The sequence below is a fragment of the Mesorhizobium calcicola genome (genome assembly GCF_042682105.1).
In the GTDB taxonomy this organism is placed as follows: domain Bacteria; phylum Pseudomonadota; class Alphaproteobacteria; order Rhizobiales; family Rhizobiaceae; genus Mesorhizobium; species Mesorhizobium calcicola.
Genome location: NZ_JBHUGY010000021.1, coordinates 44,267 through 61,520, shown reverse-complemented (window position 1 = coordinate 61,520; position 17,254 = coordinate 44,267). Strand labels below are relative to the sequence as shown.

The following is a 17,254-nucleotide window of genomic DNA, read 5'->3' as shown; positions in this document are numbered from 1 at the left end:
CCGGCCTGTCAAGGTTCGGCGCATTTTGCCGGGCCGATGATGGCGGCCCATGAAGGACATATCCCCATGATCCTGCGCCAGTTTCTTCATTCCGACCCCGTCGCCGTATCCTACCTCTTTGGCTGCGGCGGCAAGGCATCCGCTGCGGTCGTTGATCCCGTTGGCGACGTTCAACCCTATCTCGATGCGGCCAGAGCGACCGGCATGCGCATCCTCTATGTGATCGATACGCATATCCATGCAGATCATGTCTCGGCCGGCCGTGCTCTCGCGCAGGCCGCCGGTGCGGAATACGTGCTGCATGAGAGTGCAGCTGCCGACTTTCCGTTCCGCCGGGTCAAGGACGGCGAGGTGCTTGAACTTGGCAATGTCACCGCGCAGATCATGCACACGCCCGGCCATACGCCTGAGCACATAGCATTGCTGGTGACCGACCGCACACGCACCGTCGAACCTTGGTTCGTGCTGACCGGCCATACGCTGATGGTCGGCGATCTTGGCCGCACCGAACTTGCCTCGAGCGCAGAGGATGGCGCGCGTCACCTGTTTGCCAGCGCCCAGCGCCTCAAGGACCTGCCCGACCATGTCGAGGTATTGCCCGGCGCCTTTTCCGGGTCGGTATGCGGCCGTTCGCTCAGCGGCAAGCCGACATCGACCATCGGTTTTGAGAAGCGTTTCAACAAGGCTTTTCGCATCGCTGATGAGGACGAATTCGTCGCGGCCATGGTGGCCGATATTCCTCCGCCACCGCCGGAGGCGGCACGTACCCGCGCGCTCAATGCCGGGGCTCCACAATGAGTGAAGCCGGCGTTTCGCCGCGTGTAGCCCTCGGCCTCAAAGCCAACTGGCAACAGTTTTCGCTCCTGGTCCTCATCAACGCCTTTGTCGGCGGCATGGTGGGCATCGAGCGCACCGTCGTACCGCTGATCGGCTCGAGAGAATTCGGGATCGCTTCGACGACGCTGGTCGTCTCCTTCATCGTCAGCTTTGGCGTGGTGAAGGCTTTCGCCAATCTCATCTCTGGTCAGCTGGCCGATACATGGGGCCGCAAGCGCGTGCTCATTCTCGGCTGGCTGTTTGGGCTGCCGGTGCCGTTCATCATTATCTGGGCGCCGAGCTGGGGCTGGATCATCGCCGCAAACGCCTTGCTTGGCATCAGCCAGGGGTTTGCCTGGTCGATGACTGTGATCATGAAGGTCGATCTCGTCGGGCCCAAAGGCCGGGGCATGGCGGTCGGCCTCAACGAGTTCGCCGGCTATTTCGCAGTGGGCGTCACGGCCTTTCTCACCGGGTATCTCGCCGGGCAATACGGTCTACGTCCTGTGCCGATCTATCTCGGCGTGGCATACGCCCTGCTTGGAACCATCCTCTCGCTCGTGCTGGTGCGTGACACGCGGGACCATGTTCGGGCGGAGGTGGCCGGCCATATCAAACAAGCCTCGCCGATTTCCTTCCGCGAGGTATTCGTCCTCACAACCTTCCGCGATCGCAATCTGTTCGCCGCCTGTCAGGCCGGGCTGGTCAACAATCTTAATGACGGCATGAGCTGGGGCATCTTCCCTCTGTTCTTCGCTGCCAACGGTCTGGGCGTTGAGCGCATTGGCATCCTGAAGGCCGTCTATCCGGCGGTGTGGGGACTGCTGCAGGTCGCTACAGGCCCCTTAAGTGACCGCTGGGGGCGCAAGGGCCTGATCGCGGCGGGCATGTGGGTGCAAGCGGCGGCGCTGTTCCTGACCGCTTTCACGAGTGACTTTCGCTGGTGGCTGCAGGCGAGCGTGCTGCTCGGGCTCGGCACGGCCATGGTCTATCCAAGCCTGATCGCGGCCGTCTCGGACGCCGCCCATCCGTCGTGGCGCGCCCGCGCGCTCAGCGTCTATCGGTTCTGGCGCGATCTTGGCTACGCTATCGGCGCGCTCTCGGCCGGCCTCATCGCCGATTTCTTCGGACTGGCCGCGGCGATCGCAGCGATTGCCGGTCTGACTTTCGTGTCTGGCGTGATCGTGGCCGCGCTGATGAAAGAGCGCTCGACCGGCACGCCACTCGTCGATGCCGAAGCCGGAAAGGCCGCTCCATGAACGCCCATGCGTGACCAGTGCATTAACGTCTGCTCGAGATTTGTAATTTGTAACTAAGCCACATGCCGGCGATAGTGGAAGAACAAGCCTCGGTGTTGCGCCTAGATAACCCAATCGTGCAGGGCGTAGGCATGGATGTAGTCGATTTGCATTTCCGCGGGCGTCGCAAGCCCGTCGGCGGGCGCTCCCGCGATGCCGCCCACTGCCAGATCGACCAGCATATACATCGGCTCGTGCATGTCGGCAGGCGTTGCGGCGCGGGCAACTTCGACGTCATCGAAATACCAGACCAGCTCGTCTTCCGTCCATAGCACCCCGTATTTGTGGAACCCATCGGTATCCGAGACAAAGGGCGTCGAGGCCACGGTCGTATGAGTTCCCGTCTCGTTCGTGTGGCTTGTCATGAGGAGCTTGTTTGGATCCTGACCGGTCATCTCTACGACGTCCAGTTCCGGTGGCCAGGAGCCGTCTTCGGGAAGAAGCCAGAAGGCCGGCCATGCGCCTTGCTTTTCGGGCATGTCGGCACGAATTTCGAAATAGCCATAGGTCTGTGCGAAGGATTCGTGAGTCGTCAGCAGACCTGACGTGTATTGGTAGTTGTTTATGAAGGGCTTGATAGCCTCAGGGGTTCGCGCGGCGGTGATCGTGAGAACACCGTCCTCGACGCTGAACGGGTGGACGGAACTCGTCGGGGCGTAGTTGGTATCGATGTACCATTGAAGCTCACCGTTGCCCGTCAGCGTGCTGCCATTCGCGCCCCCCCACCAGAAGTTCGAGTCCCAGGTGCCGCTCGAGCCGTTCCACAGGTTCAACGTGTTGAACTCGTCCGCGAAGGTGAGTTGCAGATGCGACCTGTCCAGAGCCAGATCGAACTGGCTTGCGGTGAACTGGTCGATGGTCTTGTTGGCGAAGACGAGAAACTCGGTGCCGGATAGATCAAGCCGGACGTTCGCTCCCGACTGGACCATGTTGGCGTGCACCTGCTCGAAGGAGGTGAAGCCGTAGCTCCCGACGCGCACGGTATCGTCGGCGCCAAAGTCCAGGATCAGGTCGCTGCCGTTGCCCCGGGTAACGACGAAAATGTCCGCCCCGGATCCGCCCTTGAGGACGTCATCGCCCTTCAAGCCGTCGAGCGTCTGTTGGCCGGAGCCGCCTGTAATGATGTTGTTTAGCTCGTTCCCGAAAGCATAGCGTTTGTCGCCGGTGACCGTCAGGTTCTCGAAATGCGCCGGGAGCCTGTAGCTCATCCAGGTCGAGATGGTGTCGACGCCCTCGTTGGACAGCTCGACCGCCTTGTTCTTCGTGGAATACAAATAGTAAATGTCATCGCCCTTGCCGCCATACATCGTGACGCTGACGCTGCCGTCGCCGTAGAGCGAGTCGTTGTATATGCTGCCATAGAGTGCTGGGCCGGAATTCGTCGCCGAGTACCACATTACCGAGGACCCGCTGTAGGGGAGTGGAACGCCCTTGGCGTTCAGGACGGTAGCCATGCTGGTCTCTGCTCCTTGGACTCGCCCCCGATGTCAGCCCCAGCATCTATGGAGGGCACGAGAAGCCAATGCCTTTTTTGGCCTTCGACCTGTGTTCGACTTGGGAGGGTTACCAAGAACTTAACACGCAGGCGGTCCGGACCGCCCGCATTGCCTCGAATGCATCAAGGTTGGGCTGCCAGCACTTTTTTTGGTCACAAGCCGTCGCAATCTGTGGGGGCGAGGTTTGACTTCACCGTCAGCGTGGAGAAAACGCGCGTTGCGCCATCAAAAGGTAGTCCGCCGAGCAAGATGGTGACGGTGCTCAACTGCGGCAACGAAGCTTGAATCGCCAGGTCGATGAATTTTGGGAAAGGCGGTAGCGCGCTCCCGCGATCAGATCGGGATCCCAACGGGCCGGTTCTGCCGCTGATCACTTTGGTCGGTCATGTCCTTGGCGCGTGCGACAAAGCGGCGCCAGCCGCCGAATGAGGAGATGTCGCAGGCACCGTCCAGGCCAGCGGTTTCGACCAGAAAACCCTTGGCCGGAGTGCCGTCGTCGAGTTCGACCGTGCCGATGCCGAGCGGTGCCGGAATAGCGGCGACGAAACGGCCGAAAGCCTCCGGTTCAAGCCGCCAGACCTCGACATCGATCCGCACACCGCCATCGGCAACGCGGATCAGGCCGGGCTTGGGCACGGACTGGTCGGCCAGCGCATAGAGCTTGTAGGCGGCGGCGGTCCTGGTCGCGCGCAGAAATTGCGCGCCGAGCTGATTGAGCTGGCCGCTGAGCGGCATGCCTGACAGATGCGCGCCGACCACCACCAGGTCGATCATGCCGTCGCTGGCCGGCGCGGCGGCCGGCTGCGGGCCGGGATGCGGCCAGCCCGTGGCGCCGAGCGAAAGGCCGCTCGCCGCATGCAGATCGCGAGCAAGTGCTGCCGTCAGCGCATCGCAGCCGGCCGGCGCCAGCAAGGTGACGCTCATCGGCAGGCCGTCGTCTCGCTTGCCGGTCGGCACGGCGATGCCGCACATGTCGAGCAGGTTGACGAAGTTGGTGTAGGTGCCGAGCCGACTGTTGGTCTCAACCGGATTGGCGAGCACCGCGGCGGCGGTGTAGTGCGTCGGCGCGGTCGGCACGCAGAACAGGTCGACCGAGCCGATGACGGGGGCGAGCTTCGCCTTGTAGGCCTGCAAGGCATAGAGGCCGCGAAAGGCGTCCGCCGCCGACAGGGCCCTGGCGCCGCCGATGATCGTGCGCGTCACCGGATGCATGGCCGCTTCGTTGGCCTCCATGAAATCGCGGATCGCCGCATAGCGCTCGGCCACCCAGGCGCCCTCGTAGAGCAGGTTGGCGGTGGCATAGAAATCGCCGAAGGGGATTTCGACCAGCCGGCAGCCGAGCTGCGCCAGCATGGCAAGCGAGGTCCCGAAGCCGGCCTGCATCGCCGCATCGCCGAAGAATTTCAGGTCGGCCTTTGCCGGGATACCGACGCTCAGCACCGGCGGGCGCGCGGCCAGTTGCTGGACGGCGATATCGCGCGAATAGGGATCGGCGGCATCGCGCGCCGCGGCGACCGAGAACACCGCATAAGCGTCGTCGACGGTCAGCGCGAACACCGAAACGCAATCGAGCGTGCGGCAGGCCGGCACAACGCCGGCGGCCGACAGCGCGCCAACGGTTGGCTTCAGCCCGACGATGTTGTTGAGGCCGGCCGGGATGCGGCCGGAGCCGGCAGTGTCGGTGCCGAGCGCGAAGGAGACGATGCCGCGCGCCGTCGCAACGGCAGACCCGGACGAGGATCCACCGGGCACCAGACTGGCATCGACGGCGTTCCTCGGGATCGGATACGGCGTGCGCACGCCGACCAGCCCGGTTGCGAACTGGTCGAGATTGGTCTTGCCGACCACCAGCGCGCCGGCTGCCTTCAGCCGCGCCACCACCGTGGCGTCCGTCTCCGGCACATAGGCATATTCGGCGCAGGCAGCGGTGGTCGGCATGCCGGCGACGTCGATGTTGTCCTTGACCGCGAATGGCACGCCCCACAGCGGCTTCGCCACCGGATCGAACGGACCGAGCTTTCCAGCCTCGGCAAGCATCTGCGCCTTGCTGGCGAGTTGGATGAAGATGCCCGGGTCGTCGGCCGACCCGATGCGGGCGTGGACCGTGTCGATAATCTCGCCGACGTTGACGCCGGCCCGATAGGCCGCGTGAAGACTGCTTATATCGAAGTGGATGTCGCTCATTTGGCCTCCCCCAGAATGATCACCGGCAGGTCCCATTGGATCAGCACGACGCAGCCGTCCTTCGTCCACACCGAATGCTCGGTCCCGATCGGATTCAGGATCACGCTGCCCGCCGGATAGTCGCCGTTCTCGTCGCTCTGGATGCCTTCCAGCACGACGATTGTTTCCAGCCCGACATGGCGGTGGCGCGGCACGCCGGCGCCGGGCCGATAGTTGAGGATCGCGACCGATGGTTCCACCGGACCACCCTTGAGCAGCCAGTGCACCGTGATGCCGTCGCGGAAATGCTCGAACGCCAGATCGCGCCAGCCGCCGTCGAGCAGGCCGGCAAAGGCAAGGTTAGGCATTGGCAATTCCCTCGAGCACCTGGTCGGTCGTCGCCGTCCAGCCGACAATGGCGCCTTGCGCCCGGATCATGGCCAATGCAGCCGCCTTGAACTCGGGGAAATAGCTTTCCGTCGCGTCTTCGGCGAGCAGGCACTCATAGCCGCGGTCGTTGGCCTCGCGCATCGTCGTCTGCACGCAGACTTCGGTGGTGACGCCGGCAAAGACCAGCTGCTGCGCGCCGAGCCGTTTCAGATCCTCGCCAAAACTTGTCGCATAAAAGGCGCCCTTGCCGGGCTTCTCGATGACGATCTCACCAGGCAATGGCTTGAGCTGGTCGAGGATCGCCGTGCCCGGCTCGCCGACGATCAGCACACGGCCCATCGGGCCGACATCGCCGATCCGGATCGACGGATTGCCGCGATTGCGCTTGGCTGGAGGCAGATCCGAAAGGTCCGCTCTATGGCACTCCATCGTGTGGATCACCGGCAGGCCGGCGGCGCGAAAGCCCTCGATCAGTCGCTTCACCGTCGGCACGATGGCGGTGACCCGGCTGACGTCGTTGCCGAGGCTGGCGCCGAAGCCGCCCGGCTCGGCAAAGTCGCGCTGCATGTCGATGACGACCAGCGCCATCGTCTGCGGCTTGAAGGCGAAGGAAAACGGCAGCGCATCGATTTCCGCCATCAATGATGCCCCGCCATGTGCTCGCCGATGGTCTGCACACTCGCCTGCCCAATCGGCGTCTCGTAGACCAGCGCGCCGTCGGACATGACGAAGATGCGGTCGGAAAGCTCCAGCAACTCGTCGAGATCCTCCGACATCAACAGCACGGCGGCACCCGCATTGCGGGCCTTCATGATGCGGGCGCGGATTTCGGCCACGGCGGAGAAGTCGAGGCCGAAGCATGGGTTCGAAACGATCAGCAGATCAACCTCGCCGGTGAGTTCGCGCGCCAGCACTGCGCGCTGCACATTGCCGCCCGACAGCGACGAAATCGGCGAAGCGAGCGAAGCGGTCTTGACCTTGAACTGCTCGACCAGAATGGCGCTGAACGCGCGGATGGCACTGGTGCTGATCCAGCTCACCGGCTTGCCGTTGCCGTCGATGTCGAAGCTGCGGAAGGCGATGTTCTCGGCCACCGTCATTTTCGGCGCGCAGGCATTCTTCAATGGCTCCTCGGGAATGAGCCGCACGTTGAGCGCGCGCGCCTCCGCGCGCGTCGCCGCATAGGCGGCGCCGCGCACCAGCACGTCGCCCGCCTCGCGCGGCCGCTGGCCGGCCAGCACTTCCAGGAATTCCTTCTGGCCATTGCCGGAAATGCCGGCAATGCCGACGATCTCGCCCGAACGCACGCCGAGATCGACGATGCTGATCGATTTCAGCCCGGTTCGATCAGGAGCCTTCAGCGACCTGATCTTCAGCACCGTGTCGGCATCGGCCTTCGGCGCGGCGCGGCTGTCGAGTGCGGCGATCGGCTGGTCGCCGATCATCATCGCCGCCATCTGCTTGTGGTCAAGGTCGGCGACGCGGCCGGTGCCGGTCAGCCTGCCTTTGCGCAGCACGCTGACCTCGTCGGCGAACGCCGTCACCTCATGGAACTTGTGCGAGATCATCAGCACGGTAAGGTCGCCAGTCTTGGTCATGGCGCGCACCAGGCCAAGCACCTCCTGCGCCTCGCCGGGCGTCAGCACCGAGGTCGGCTCGTCCAGCACCAGGAAGGAGCGGCCAAGATAGAGCTGCTTGACGATCTCCAGCTTCTGCTTCTCGCCGGCGGCAAGCTCGGCCACCTTGACGTCGAGCGGCAGCTTGAACGGCATGCGCTGCATGAACACGGCCAGGTCGGCGCGTTCCTTGCGCCAGTCGATGATGCCGGGCACCTTCTCGCGCGAGATGACGAGGTTCTCAGCCCCCGTCAGCGACGGCACCAGCGTAAAATGCTGGTAGACCATGCCGAGGCCGAGCGCGGAGGCATCCTTGGGGCTGGCAATCGCCACCTCGCGGCCGTCGACCAACATGTCGCCGGAGGTCGGGTGATAAAAACCCATCATGCATTTGACCAGCGTCGACTTGCCGGCGCCGTTCTCGCCGAGCAGCGCGTGGAAGGAACCTGCCGGCACCTTGACCGAGACATCGTCGAGCGCGGTGAAGGCGCCGAAGCGCATGGTCATGCCGATGGTCTCGACGCCGACCGCTTTTCTGTCACTCATCGCGGCCTCCTCAGGGCAGTTGCGCGACGAGCGCCTTCGAATTCGACACCGCGCCGAACACGCCGCCCTGCATCTTGACCATCTTGATGGCGGCCAGATGATTGCCGTAGTCGGTGGCGCCGCAGCAATCCTCCAGCATCACGCATTCGAAGCCGCGGTCGTTGGCCTCGCGCATGGTGGTGTGGACGCAGACATCGGTGGTGATGCCGGTGAGCACGATGTTGTCGATGCCGCGCTGGTTGAGGATCAGTTCGAGGTCCGTGGCGCAGAACGAGCCTTTGCCAGGCTTGTCGATGATCGGTTCGCCTTCGGCCGGGTAGAGGTCGGGAATGATGTCCCAGCCCGGTTCGCCACGCACCAGGATGCGCCCGCAAGGACCAGGATCGCCAATGCCGGCATTGATGCGGCGCGAGCGCCAGCGCTTGTTGGCCGGCAGGTCGGCGAGATCGGGCCGATGCCCCTCGCGCGTGTGGATGACGATGTAGCCCTTCGAGCGCATGGCCGACAACACCGATTTGATCGGCTCGATCGGCGCCCGCACCAGCGAGAGGTCATAGCCCATATGGTCGACGTAACCGCCCGGCCCGCAGAAATCGGTCTGCATGTCGATGATGATCAGCGCCGTATTGTCGGGCCGAAGCTCGCCATTGTAGGGCCAGGGATAGGGGTCGGCGTCGATGTAGCGCTGGGTGATCTCGGCTCTGGCGTTCATGGCAAAAACTCCAGTTGGGGTGCGGTCATTTGGTGATCGACAATTCGCCTGGCGCCCCGGCGAGCGAGCGGCTTGGCGACGAGGTGGCGATCATGATGATCAGGGTCAGGATGTAGGGGGCGGCGTAGAACAGGTAGTAGCCTTGCGTGACGCCGACCGACTGCAGCGCTGGGCCGAGCGCTCCGGCGCCGCCGAACAGAAGGGCGGCGGCAAAGCAGCCGAGCGGATTCCAGCGCGCGAAGATGACCAGCGCCACCGCCATCAGCCCTTGACCGGATGAAATGCGTTCGGTCCAGCTGCCGGGATAGTAGAGCGACAGATAGGCGCCGCCGATGCCGGCTAGCGCGCCGCCGATGCCGGTAGCGAGGAGCCGCACCGTGTTCGGGTTGAGGCCCATGGCGCGCGCGGCGTCGGAACTGTCGCCGACGACGCGCAGGATCAGCCCGGCGCGGGTGTTGCGGAAAGCCCACCATAGGAACACCGCCAGTGCGGCGCCGATCAGGAACAGCACATTGACGTTGAGCGCCGCCTGCACCTGCGGAATATCGGACCAGCCGCCGAAGGGGATGCCCGGCAGGTCGGGCGCCGAGGGCTGGATGAACGGCTTGCCGAAGAAGAAGGCGAGACCCATGCCGAGCAGCATCAGTGCGATGCCGATGGCGATGTCGTTGACCCCGGGGAATTTGCAGATCCAGCCATGGAACAGACCGAAACAGAGACCGGCCGCGGCAGCTGCCAGTAGGCCAAGCCATGGCGAGCCGGTCATCACCGCCACCGCATAGGCCGTCATTGCGCCGAAAACGAGCGTGCCTTCGAGGCCGAGATTGATGCGGCCCGAGCGTTCGGTGATCGCTTCGCCGAGCGAGACGAAAATAAAGGGGGTCGAAACGCGTATGGCGCCGCCGAGGATGGCCAGCGGCACGCCCCACAGGCCGATCTCGGTCGCGTCCATCAGGAGCCTCTCTTCCAGAGGTCGGGGTTGAAGATCTTGAAGCGGCCGTAGAAGGTTTCGCTGAACAGGATGACGACGAAGAGCATGCCTTGCAGCACCAGCACGGTCGCGTCGGGCAGATCCATGCGGCGCTGAATCAGGCCGCCGGACGCGTTGATGCCGCCAAGCAGGATGGCGACCGGAATGATGGCAAGCGGGTTGTGGCGGGCGAGGAAGGCGACAAGAATGCCGGTATAGCCGTAGCCGGCGGCGAGCGAGGCGTTGGCGCTGCCTTGCACGGCGCCGACTTCGAGCATGCCGGCAAGCCCGGCGAAGCCGCCGGCCAGCGCGGTGAAGCCGACGATCAGCGGCCCGACGGCAAGTCCCTGCACCTGGGCGGCCCTGACATTGCCGCCGGCGATGCGGGCGGCAAACCCCCAGCGGGTCTTTTCGATCAGCAGCCAGGACGCGATGCAGGCGACGATGCCGGCGACGAGGCCCCAATGCACCTCCATGCCGGGGATGTTGCCGACGCGATAGGCGTCCGCCAATGGCTGGGTGGAGGGTTTGTTGAGCGAGGCGGGATCGCGCAGCGGCCCTTCCACCAGCTGGTTCATCAGGGCGATGGCGATGTAGGCCATCAGCAGGCTCGATATGGTTTCGTTGACGGCGCGATAGTGACGGAGCGCGCCGACGGCACCGATCCAGATGCCGCCGGCGGCCACGCCCCCTGCGCCCATAAGCAAAATGACCAAAAAAGCCGGCGCGCCGCTCAGCGCCGTGCCGATTGCCGCGGCCGCGACGCCGCCCAGCACGATGGCGCCCTCGCCGCCGATGACGACGAGACCGAGCCGCGCCGGCAACGCCACACAAAGCGCCGCAAGCAGCAGCGGTGCTCCGCGCGACAGCGAGTTCTGGATGGAGAACCACGAGCCGAAGCCGCCGCGCCACATCGTTTCATAGAGTTGGACCGGCGACTTGCCGACCATCGCGATGAACAGGCTGAACAGCACCATGCCGACGATCAGGGCCGCGAGCGGAATGACGAAGGCTTCCGCTCGCCTGGCGCTCCATTCGAGCGCCGCCGGATATCCTCTGGCGCCGAACATCGTCGGCGCACCGGCGGTTGTCGCCGTATCTGCCATCGTCGCTGTCTCCTTGGGTATGGCCTGGTTCAGGCGGTTGAGCCGACGACGCCCTCGACCAGATAGTCCATGCTTTCGAGCTCGATGGCGGTCTCGACGAAGGCCTGGCCTTCGGTGGCGACGACGGCGCCCTTGTTGCTCTTCAACGGGCCCTTGATGACGGAGAACCCGCCCTTCATCATTTCGGCCAGCGTGGCGTCGAACTGCTTGCGGCCTGCCTCGCTGACGGCGGTGCCGAGCGGGCTCATCTTGACGAAGCCGTCGGCCAGGCCGCCGCGGGTGAAGTTGGGCAGCGGCGTGCCGGCGATAAGGTCGTCGACGAACATCTTGTAGACCTTGGCCCAGTTCCACTCGGCGCCGGTCAGATATTTTTCGGGCGCCAGCGGGCTTTGATTGGCGTGGTAGCCGCAGATGAAGGCGCCGCGTCCGGCCGCCGTCTCGACCACCACCTTCGGGCTGTCGACATGGCAGGTGATGACATCGGCGCCCTGATCGACCAGTGCGTTGGTGGCTTCCGCCTCCTTGACCGCCAGAGACCATTCGCCGGTAAAGATCACCTGGCAAGAGATGGTCGGGTCGACCGAGCGCGCGCCGAGCAGGAAGGAGTTGATGTTGAGCAGCACCTGCGGGATCGGCTTGGCAGCGACGAAGCCGAGCTTCTTGGTCTTCGAGGTGTGGCCGGCGACGACGCCGTTCAGGTACTGACCCATGCCGATGTAGCCGAAATAGGAGCCGGCATTCATCGGATGCTTGTCCTTGTTCCACATGCCGCCGCAATGGCGGAACTGCACGTCGGGGAATTTCGCGCACATGGCCAGCATATGCGGATCGAAATAGCCGAAGGAGGTCGGAAAGATCAGCGAGGCGCCGTCAAGGTTGATCATCGATTCCATGGTCTTCTGGACGTCGACCGTCTCGGGAACGTTCTCCTCCTCGACGACGGAGAGGCCTTCGATGCCCTTCAGCGACGCCGCCCCCTCGGCATGCGCCTGGTTGTAGCCGTAGTCGTCCTTCGGGCCGACATAGATGAAGCCGACGGTGGCAGAGGCGGCGAAGGCGCGGCCGATGGGAAAGGATGCCGAGGCCAGGCCGAGCGCCGCCCCGGCAGCGGACGTCTTGAGCAGGTCGCGGCGGTTAAGCATGAATCTCGCGGTCATATCGAATGCTCCCCTGTAGGACCCTTTTCCGGGTCGGTTAACGTGCCGTCAAGAAAGTGCATGCAATCGCTGTGCCAGTTCTGTTGTTAAAATTTATACAATGAAATCAATGGATGCGTCGAAACGCCTTGCTCACGTCGGAGGCAATTGCATGCACTTTTTGCCTTGAAAATAGCCAGTTTGACAGGCAGATTAAAATAGAGGCATAGAGAGGTCTATCGAGTCGGTGGGGCTGAGCCACCCGACTCGACAAGAAGACCGGATGGAGGAGATGTGTCGGGCAAGCGCAGCTTGATCAGGTCGGGTACAACCGTGGATCAGATGGTGAGGGCGATCGGCGACCGCATCGTCACCGGTTTCCTGCGTCCCGGCGAAAAGCTCGACGAGACCTCGCTCGCCGCCCGCTTCGACGTCTCGCGCACTCCGGTCCGGGAGGCGCTCGGCCAGTTGAGCGCCATGGGCCTGGTCGAAAGGCGGCCCAACCGTGGCGCTATCGTCGCGGTGGTTACGCAGGAGCATCTGGCCTCGATGTTCGAGAGCATGGCCGAACTGGAAGCGATCTGCGCGCGCTTCTCGGCCGAGCGCATGACCAGCAGCGAACGCCGCGCGCTCGAGGTCGAGCACCAGGCTTCGGCGCGGATGGTGCGGCTGGGCGCCGAGGAGGACTACGAATATTTCAACACCGAGTTCCACACCCGGCTCTATCGCGGCGCCCGCAACGCCCACATCTACGAAATGACCGTGATGACGCGGAGCCGGCTGGCGCCGTTCCGCCGCGCGCAGTTCATGTTGCCGGGGCGCCTCGCCAAATCCTGGCAGGAGCATGACGCCATCGTCACCGCGATCATGCGCGGCGATGGCAATGCCGCCGGCAAGGCTGCCAGGGATCACGTGTCCATCGTCAGCGAGGCGAGCGCCGTGTTTGTCGTTGGCGACCAACTGAGAGCCGAGCCACAACACCCGTAGGCCTTCCGAGAAGGGATTCAGGTGATACCAACCTGGGCCACACAGCGCGTCCAAGGCACGGCCTGACAAGTCTCGGGTGGATATTATAGCTAAATCTATATTAGTGATTGCTTGACAAATTACCTAAGCTCTGGTTTCCTGATTTACGGGTGGTTAAACAAGTTCATTGCGTTTTCCGAACGGTGTTCGCATGTCGACCTTGGTTGTCGCGGACCCGCGGGGGGTATATCTCGCCGGTCTGGAGTGGGTTCTGCAGAAGGCTGGGCACGATGTTGTCGCCCAGTGCCGACGCCCTGTCGACGTTATCCTTCATGTGGAGCGCCATCGGCCTGATATTGTCATCGTCGGCCTGGATATCGCGGACCCGCGGATGGCCGGTCTTTCCTCCCGGCTGAAGGCCTGCGACAGCGCTCTCGGCATCATCTTCATCGTGCAGCCAAACGGCAGGCTCGACCTCAAGGAAATACAGACGCTCGACAGCGACGGCCTGCTTCTGGACGGCATCAGCCACCGCTATCTCGTCGAATGCGTGAATGCGGTAGCGGCAGGCAAGAAGTGGGTCGACAACAAGATCGTCCAGCAATTGCTGATGCCCGGAACGCAGCACCGGCCGACGTCCAGGCTGACCGGGCGGGAGAGCGAAATCGCCGATCTCGTCTCGCGCGGACTGCGCAACAAGACCATCGCGCAGCGGCTGCATGTATCCGAAGGCACGGTGAAGATGCATCTGCATCACGTCTACGAGAAGCTGCACCTCGGCAGCCGGGCGGAACTGGCCTGGGTGGCACTTGGCAAAGATGCCGAGCGTCCAGGAATGGGCCTCGCCGGCCTGCTCTAAATCGTGACTTCGGCCGGCATTGGCAAGCGCCGGCAGCGGACGGGAAAAACACAGCGGCAGCGCTCAAGCCGGGCCGCGCTCTCACCCAAGCCGTTGTTCAAGCATCGGATTTTCTCAAGCCCCGATCCTCACTTGGTCCGATGCTTTCCAGAGCCGGATGATTTCAGGTCGAATCGACCTGGAATCTGAATCCGCATCTAAATCAAAGAGATAGAGCATGAGGTCGTCCGAAAGCCGCTTCGCGCTTTTCGGTATCATGCTCAGCGCGTCGACCGACAAGCGCCCTGCCGTGGCTCGATCTATCGAAGGATATATATCGTCCGATCAGGTGCGGGCATTCATCCTAATACTATCGAAACGCGAATGGACGCGCCCTCTTCATCGGCGACACAATCAAGGTTCGAAGGCCGCATTTTTGTGCGCGATCTTCCTTATAAAAGAGGGAGGGGGTCTCAAAACAAACAGTGAACATGGATTCCGCGCGAGTCCGAGCCGTGTGCACAACTGCTGCTACGGTCAATACGATGTGTAGAACCAGTCAACCATCCAGGGAGGATGAACATTATGGCTACCATTAATATCGTAGGCGATCTGGTACTCGACCAGTCTGCCGGTGTACAGACCGGCGCAGACGGCGACGACGTCGCAATTTCCGTTGACGCTATCACAGGCGACATCTCCGGTGGTCTTGACGCCGCTTTTCTCGCATATCTCAACGGTCTCACCCTGTCCTCCACGCAGTTGGCTTTTGCCGACACCGCGGAGGCGGCGAGTCAGGTCGGTCTCGTCACCGTGACGCCGGCAGTCGGCGAAAATGTCGTTGAGCTGGAGTTCGCGCCTCTGACCAACGCGTCGTCCGGTCTGTTTACAGTCGACGGTGACGCCATCTCCCTAACCACGGTGCAGGGCGGCAGCGCGGTGGAAGCATGGGCCGGCGGCCAACTCGTCGCGGCTTTCTACATCATCCCCGACGCCACCAACACGTCGGCCACGGTTCAGATGATCACTTTCGAGGCGATCGATCACCCGAACCCGGATAACCCCGATGACACGGTGGACTTCAGCGATATCCTGAAAGTCCGCGCGTTGGTCGAGACGTCGACGCCCATCGGTGACCACATTAACGTGGACGACGACGGCCCGAGCATCAGCGCGGCGACTGACGACGTGAACCTGGTCGTGGACGAGACGATACTGCTCACCAACGCCTTCGCTGACTTCTCGACGCAGTTCACCAAGGACGGCGGCACTGACGGTGAGGCTTCGACCGTTCACACCCTGAGTATCACGGGTGGAAACGGTACGGATTCGGGTTTGGTTGACACCGTATCCGATCTGGCGGTCCTCCTGTTCAACAACAACGGCGTCATCGAGGGCCGTACTGTTGACGCCAGTGGTACATTGGTGTTCACGGTTACGACTACTGCCGCTGGCGTTGTGACGCTCGACCAGGATCGTGCAGTCGTCCATGATCCCAATTTGGGGCCGAACGACACCGAGACGTTGACAGCGGACAATCTGATCGTCCTGACGGCGACCATCACCGACGGCGACGGGGACACTGCCTCGGCTGACCTCAACATCGGCCAGAATCTCATCTTCACTGATGACGCCCCCATCATCACGGTGCCGTTCGACGGTGACAGAAACCCGGCGACCAACCCTGTGCCGCCTGGACCTGCTACGCGCGAATCCGTGGGCAACGCGGTCGGCGCGCAGGCTTCCGGCGATTTCGGGTGGGACATCGGCAATGACAAATTCGGGGTTTACGACGGCACGCACTCTGACTTCGTCGACGTTGACGGCAACCCTGCCAACGGCATCCAGATCGGGCTGTCCGGTAACGTCACCGGGCTTCAACCCGCTGCTTTGGATTTCACCAGCGCGAGTGCAACGCTCGTGGCCGGCTCGGAAACGGACCACACGGCGACGTTCAACTGGATCGCCAACTACGACAGCGACCCGAGCACGGTGGCTATTGATCCGGGTAGCGTGGGTGGCACCCTCGTTTTCAACAAGGACCTCGACACCTATACCATCACCGTGACCAACGCGGCTGATGGTTTCACCAGGGATATCCTCCACACTTCGGAACTTCTCTCCAAGGAACCCACGAGTAACGTGGGCCACCCGAACATCGTGGTGGAGAAGTTGCAGGCTGACGACGCGACCACACCGGCGGATGAAGACTTCTTCGTGCAGTTTACCGCTAACTCGAACCCCAACGGGAACCCTTTCGGGTTCAATACGACGGGTGACGGTAGCCCGATCGCCGGCGATACTGGTTTCGACGCCGGCGATCAAGTCACCAGCAACTTCGAGGACTGGGTTTCTGCAACCCAAGCCACGAACGGGGTCGCCGGTGACACCATCCAGAAGGGCGAACTACTCACCCTCCGGTTCTTCAAGGACAGCCCCGGCATCATCAACGACAACGGAGCCAATAACGTCCCGAGCCAGACGGCCAACGACATGGTTATCAAGTTCGACGGTATCGGCAACAGCGAGGACCTGATGCTGATCCTCAACCTCGTCAACCTCGGCGCCAACGGCGTCTTGGGCGGCGGTGATGATACCTTCACCACGAAGGCGATGTACGTGTCGAACGCGAACATCTTCAAGACGGGTCAGGTGCCTGCCGCCTACGGACCTCCGGACGGGTTCACGCTCGACAACAACGACGGCCTCGTTATCGTCGAGAAGAACGACTACAACACCGCCATCTCGAACTGGGTGCTCCAGGGTGCCCAGATCATGCAGTCCGGCAACGGGCTCACCGGCACGGCGATCGACCTGAACCGGGCGACCGGCACAACCGGTGCTAGCACGGGAACCCACGCCTTCGACGCGACCGACAACGACGTGTTGAAGATCACGGACCTCGGCTTCACCGCGACGCAGACCACGACCCCGGACGCGCACCTCAACTTCGCAGTCGACATTCACGACGCGGACGGTGATTCGACCGGCATCAACCACATCTTTGTCGACGTCGTCTGACCGACACCTCAATAAGGGAAGGCAGCACGCTGCCTTCCCTCCCTTGTGAAGATCATCTAGCGCCTCGCGTAACACTGGCACGAACCAGGGCGCAAACATCATGATGCCGAAACTTCTCAAGTCCGCATTCGTCGGACGTATGTCGAACTTGTTACAACCCGAACGCAGAGCAAAGCTATA

14 protein-coding genes are annotated in these 17,254 nt (G+C 62.9%); 5 read left to right on the top strand and 9 right to left on the bottom strand.

Going from position 1 to position 17,254, the window contains the following annotated elements; all coding sequences use genetic code 11:
* The first annotated feature begins 66 nt into the window (after positions 1 to 66).
* Entirely contained in the window at positions 67 to 798 is a 732-nt protein-coding gene (locus tag ACFSQT_RS14140) for an MBL fold metallo-hydrolase (protein WP_379019538.1), read from the top strand.
* Positions 795 to 2,075, top strand: a complete 1,281-nt coding sequence (locus ACFSQT_RS14135; RefSeq protein ID WP_379019536.1) for an MFS transporter — start codon at positions 795 to 797, stop codon at positions 2,073 to 2,075. Before ACFSQT_RS14140 ends, ACFSQT_RS14135 begins: the two co-directional genes overlap by 4 nt.
* 101 nt (positions 2,076 to 2,176) lie before the next feature.
* On the opposite strand, the gene eglC is transcribed toward ACFSQT_RS14135, so the two are convergent.
* From eglC to ACFSQT_RS14090, 9 genes are all read right to left on the bottom strand, one after another.
* Complete coding sequence (gene eglC / locus ACFSQT_RS14130; protein WP_379019534.1) at positions 2,177 to 3,568, bottom strand: endo-1,3-1,4-beta-glycanase EglC; 1,392 nt, start codon at positions 3,566 to 3,568, stop codon at positions 2,177 to 2,179.
* A gap of 375 nt (positions 3,569 to 3,943) precedes the next feature.
* Positions 3,944 to 5,794: an allophanate hydrolase gene (gene atzF / locus ACFSQT_RS14125; protein WP_379019532.1), complete on the bottom strand. Its 1,851-nt coding sequence runs from the start codon at positions 5,792 to 5,794 to the stop codon at positions 3,944 to 3,946.
* Complete coding sequence (locus tag ACFSQT_RS14120) at positions 5,791 to 6,141, bottom strand: cupin domain-containing protein (RefSeq protein ID WP_379019530.1); 351 nt, start codon at positions 6,139 to 6,141, stop codon at positions 5,791 to 5,793. Before ACFSQT_RS14120 ends, atzF begins: the two co-directional genes overlap by 4 nt.
* Entirely contained in the window at positions 6,134 to 6,802 is a 669-nt protein-coding gene (locus ACFSQT_RS14115) for a cysteine hydrolase family protein (protein WP_379019528.1), read from the bottom strand. Before ACFSQT_RS14115 ends, ACFSQT_RS14120 begins: the two co-directional genes overlap by 8 nt.
* Positions 6,802 to 8,325, bottom strand: coding sequence for an ABC transporter ATP-binding protein (locus tag ACFSQT_RS14110; RefSeq protein ID WP_379019526.1), 1,524 nt, complete (start codon positions 8,323 to 8,325; stop codon positions 6,802 to 6,804). The genes ACFSQT_RS14115 and ACFSQT_RS14110 overlap by 1 nt, the downstream gene beginning before the upstream one ends.
* A gap of 10 nt (positions 8,326 to 8,335) precedes the next feature.
* Positions 8,336 to 9,037, bottom strand: coding sequence for a biuret amidohydrolase (biuH, locus tag ACFSQT_RS14105; protein ID WP_379019524.1), 702 nt, complete (start codon positions 9,035 to 9,037; stop codon positions 8,336 to 8,338).
* 25 nt (positions 9,038 to 9,062) lie between these two features.
* Positions 9,063 to 9,989: an ABC transporter permease gene (locus ACFSQT_RS14100; protein ID WP_379019522.1), complete on the bottom strand. Its 927-nt coding sequence runs from the start codon at positions 9,987 to 9,989 to the stop codon at positions 9,063 to 9,065.
* Complete coding sequence (locus ACFSQT_RS14095) at positions 9,989 to 11,077, bottom strand: ABC transporter permease (RefSeq protein ID WP_379019623.1); 1,089 nt, start codon at positions 11,075 to 11,077, stop codon at positions 9,989 to 9,991. The genes ACFSQT_RS14100 and ACFSQT_RS14095 overlap by 1 nt, the downstream gene beginning before the upstream one ends.
* Positions 11,078 to 11,142: 65 nt before the next feature.
* Entirely contained in the window at positions 11,143 to 12,270 is a 1,128-nt protein-coding gene (locus ACFSQT_RS14090; RefSeq protein ID WP_379019520.1) for a BMP family ABC transporter substrate-binding protein, read from the bottom strand.
* A gap of 321 nt (positions 12,271 to 12,591) precedes the next feature.
* Between ACFSQT_RS14090 and ACFSQT_RS14085 the strand changes: the two genes are divergently transcribed.
* The 3 genes from ACFSQT_RS14085 to ACFSQT_RS14075 all read left to right on the top strand — a co-directional run bounded on the left by ACFSQT_RS14085 (position 12,592) and on the right by ACFSQT_RS14075 (position 17,074).
* The gene (locus ACFSQT_RS14085; protein ID WP_379019622.1) at positions 12,592 to 13,236 is read left to right on the top strand and encodes a GntR family transcriptional regulator; all 645 of its coding nucleotides are present in this window, start codon (positions 12,592 to 12,594) and stop codon (positions 13,234 to 13,236) included.
* Positions 13,237 to 13,606: 370 nt separating this feature from the next.
* On the top strand, positions 13,607 to 14,074 hold the full coding sequence (locus ACFSQT_RS14080; protein WP_379019518.1) for a response regulator transcription factor: 468 nt from the start codon (positions 13,607 to 13,609) through the stop codon (positions 14,072 to 14,074).
* 564 nt (positions 14,075 to 14,638) lie between these two features.
* On the top strand, positions 14,639 to 17,074 hold the full coding sequence (locus ACFSQT_RS14075; RefSeq protein ID WP_379019516.1) for a DUF5801 repeats-in-toxin domain-containing protein: 2,436 nt from the start codon (positions 14,639 to 14,641) through the stop codon (positions 17,072 to 17,074).
* Positions 17,075 to 17,254: the final 180 nt, after the last annotated feature.

Coding starts and splice junctions, on each gene's coding strand:
- ACFSQT_RS14140 (WP_379019538.1), top strand. CDS start 67: ATGATCCTGCGCCAGTTTCTTCATTCCGACCCCGTCGCCGTATCCTAC.
- ACFSQT_RS14135 (WP_379019536.1), top strand. CDS start 795: ATGAGTGAAGCCGGCGTTTCGCCGCGTGTAGCCCTCGGCCTCAAAGCC.
- eglC (WP_379019534.1), bottom strand. CDS start 3,568: ATGGCTACCGTCCTGAACGCCAAGGGCGTTCCACTCCCCTACAGCGGG.
- atzF (WP_379019532.1), bottom strand. CDS start 5,794: ATGAGCGACATCCACTTCGATATAAGCAGTCTTCACGCGGCCTATCGG.
- ACFSQT_RS14120 (WP_379019530.1), bottom strand. CDS start 6,141: ATGCCTAACCTTGCCTTTGCCGGCCTGCTCGACGGCGGCTGGCGCGAT.
- ACFSQT_RS14115 (WP_379019528.1), bottom strand. CDS start 6,802: ATGGCGGAAATCGATGCGCTGCCGTTTTCCTTCGCCTTCAAGCCGCAG.
- ACFSQT_RS14110 (WP_379019526.1), bottom strand. CDS start 8,325: ATGAGTGACAGAAAAGCGGTCGGCGTCGAGACCATCGGCATGACCATG.
- biuH (WP_379019524.1), bottom strand. CDS start 9,037: ATGAACGCCAGAGCCGAGATCACCCAGCGCTACATCGACGCCGACCCC.
- ACFSQT_RS14100 (WP_379019522.1), bottom strand. CDS start 9,989: ATGGACGCGACCGAGATCGGCCTGTGGGGCGTGCCGCTGGCCATCCTC.
- ACFSQT_RS14095 (WP_379019623.1), bottom strand. CDS start 11,077: ATGTTCGGCGCCAGAGGATATCCGGCGGCGCTCGAATGGAGCGCCAGG.
- ACFSQT_RS14090 (WP_379019520.1), bottom strand. CDS start 12,270: ATGACCGCGAGATTCATGCTTAACCGCCGCGACCTGCTCAAGACGTCC.
- ACFSQT_RS14085 (WP_379019622.1), top strand. CDS start 12,592: ATGGTGAGGGCGATCGGCGACCGCATCGTCACCGGTTTCCTGCGTCCC.
- ACFSQT_RS14080 (WP_379019518.1), top strand. CDS start 13,607: ATGGCCGGTCTTTCCTCCCGGCTGAAGGCCTGCGACAGCGCTCTCGGC.
- ACFSQT_RS14075 (WP_379019516.1), top strand. CDS start 14,639: ATGGCTACCATTAATATCGTAGGCGATCTGGTACTCGACCAGTCTGCC.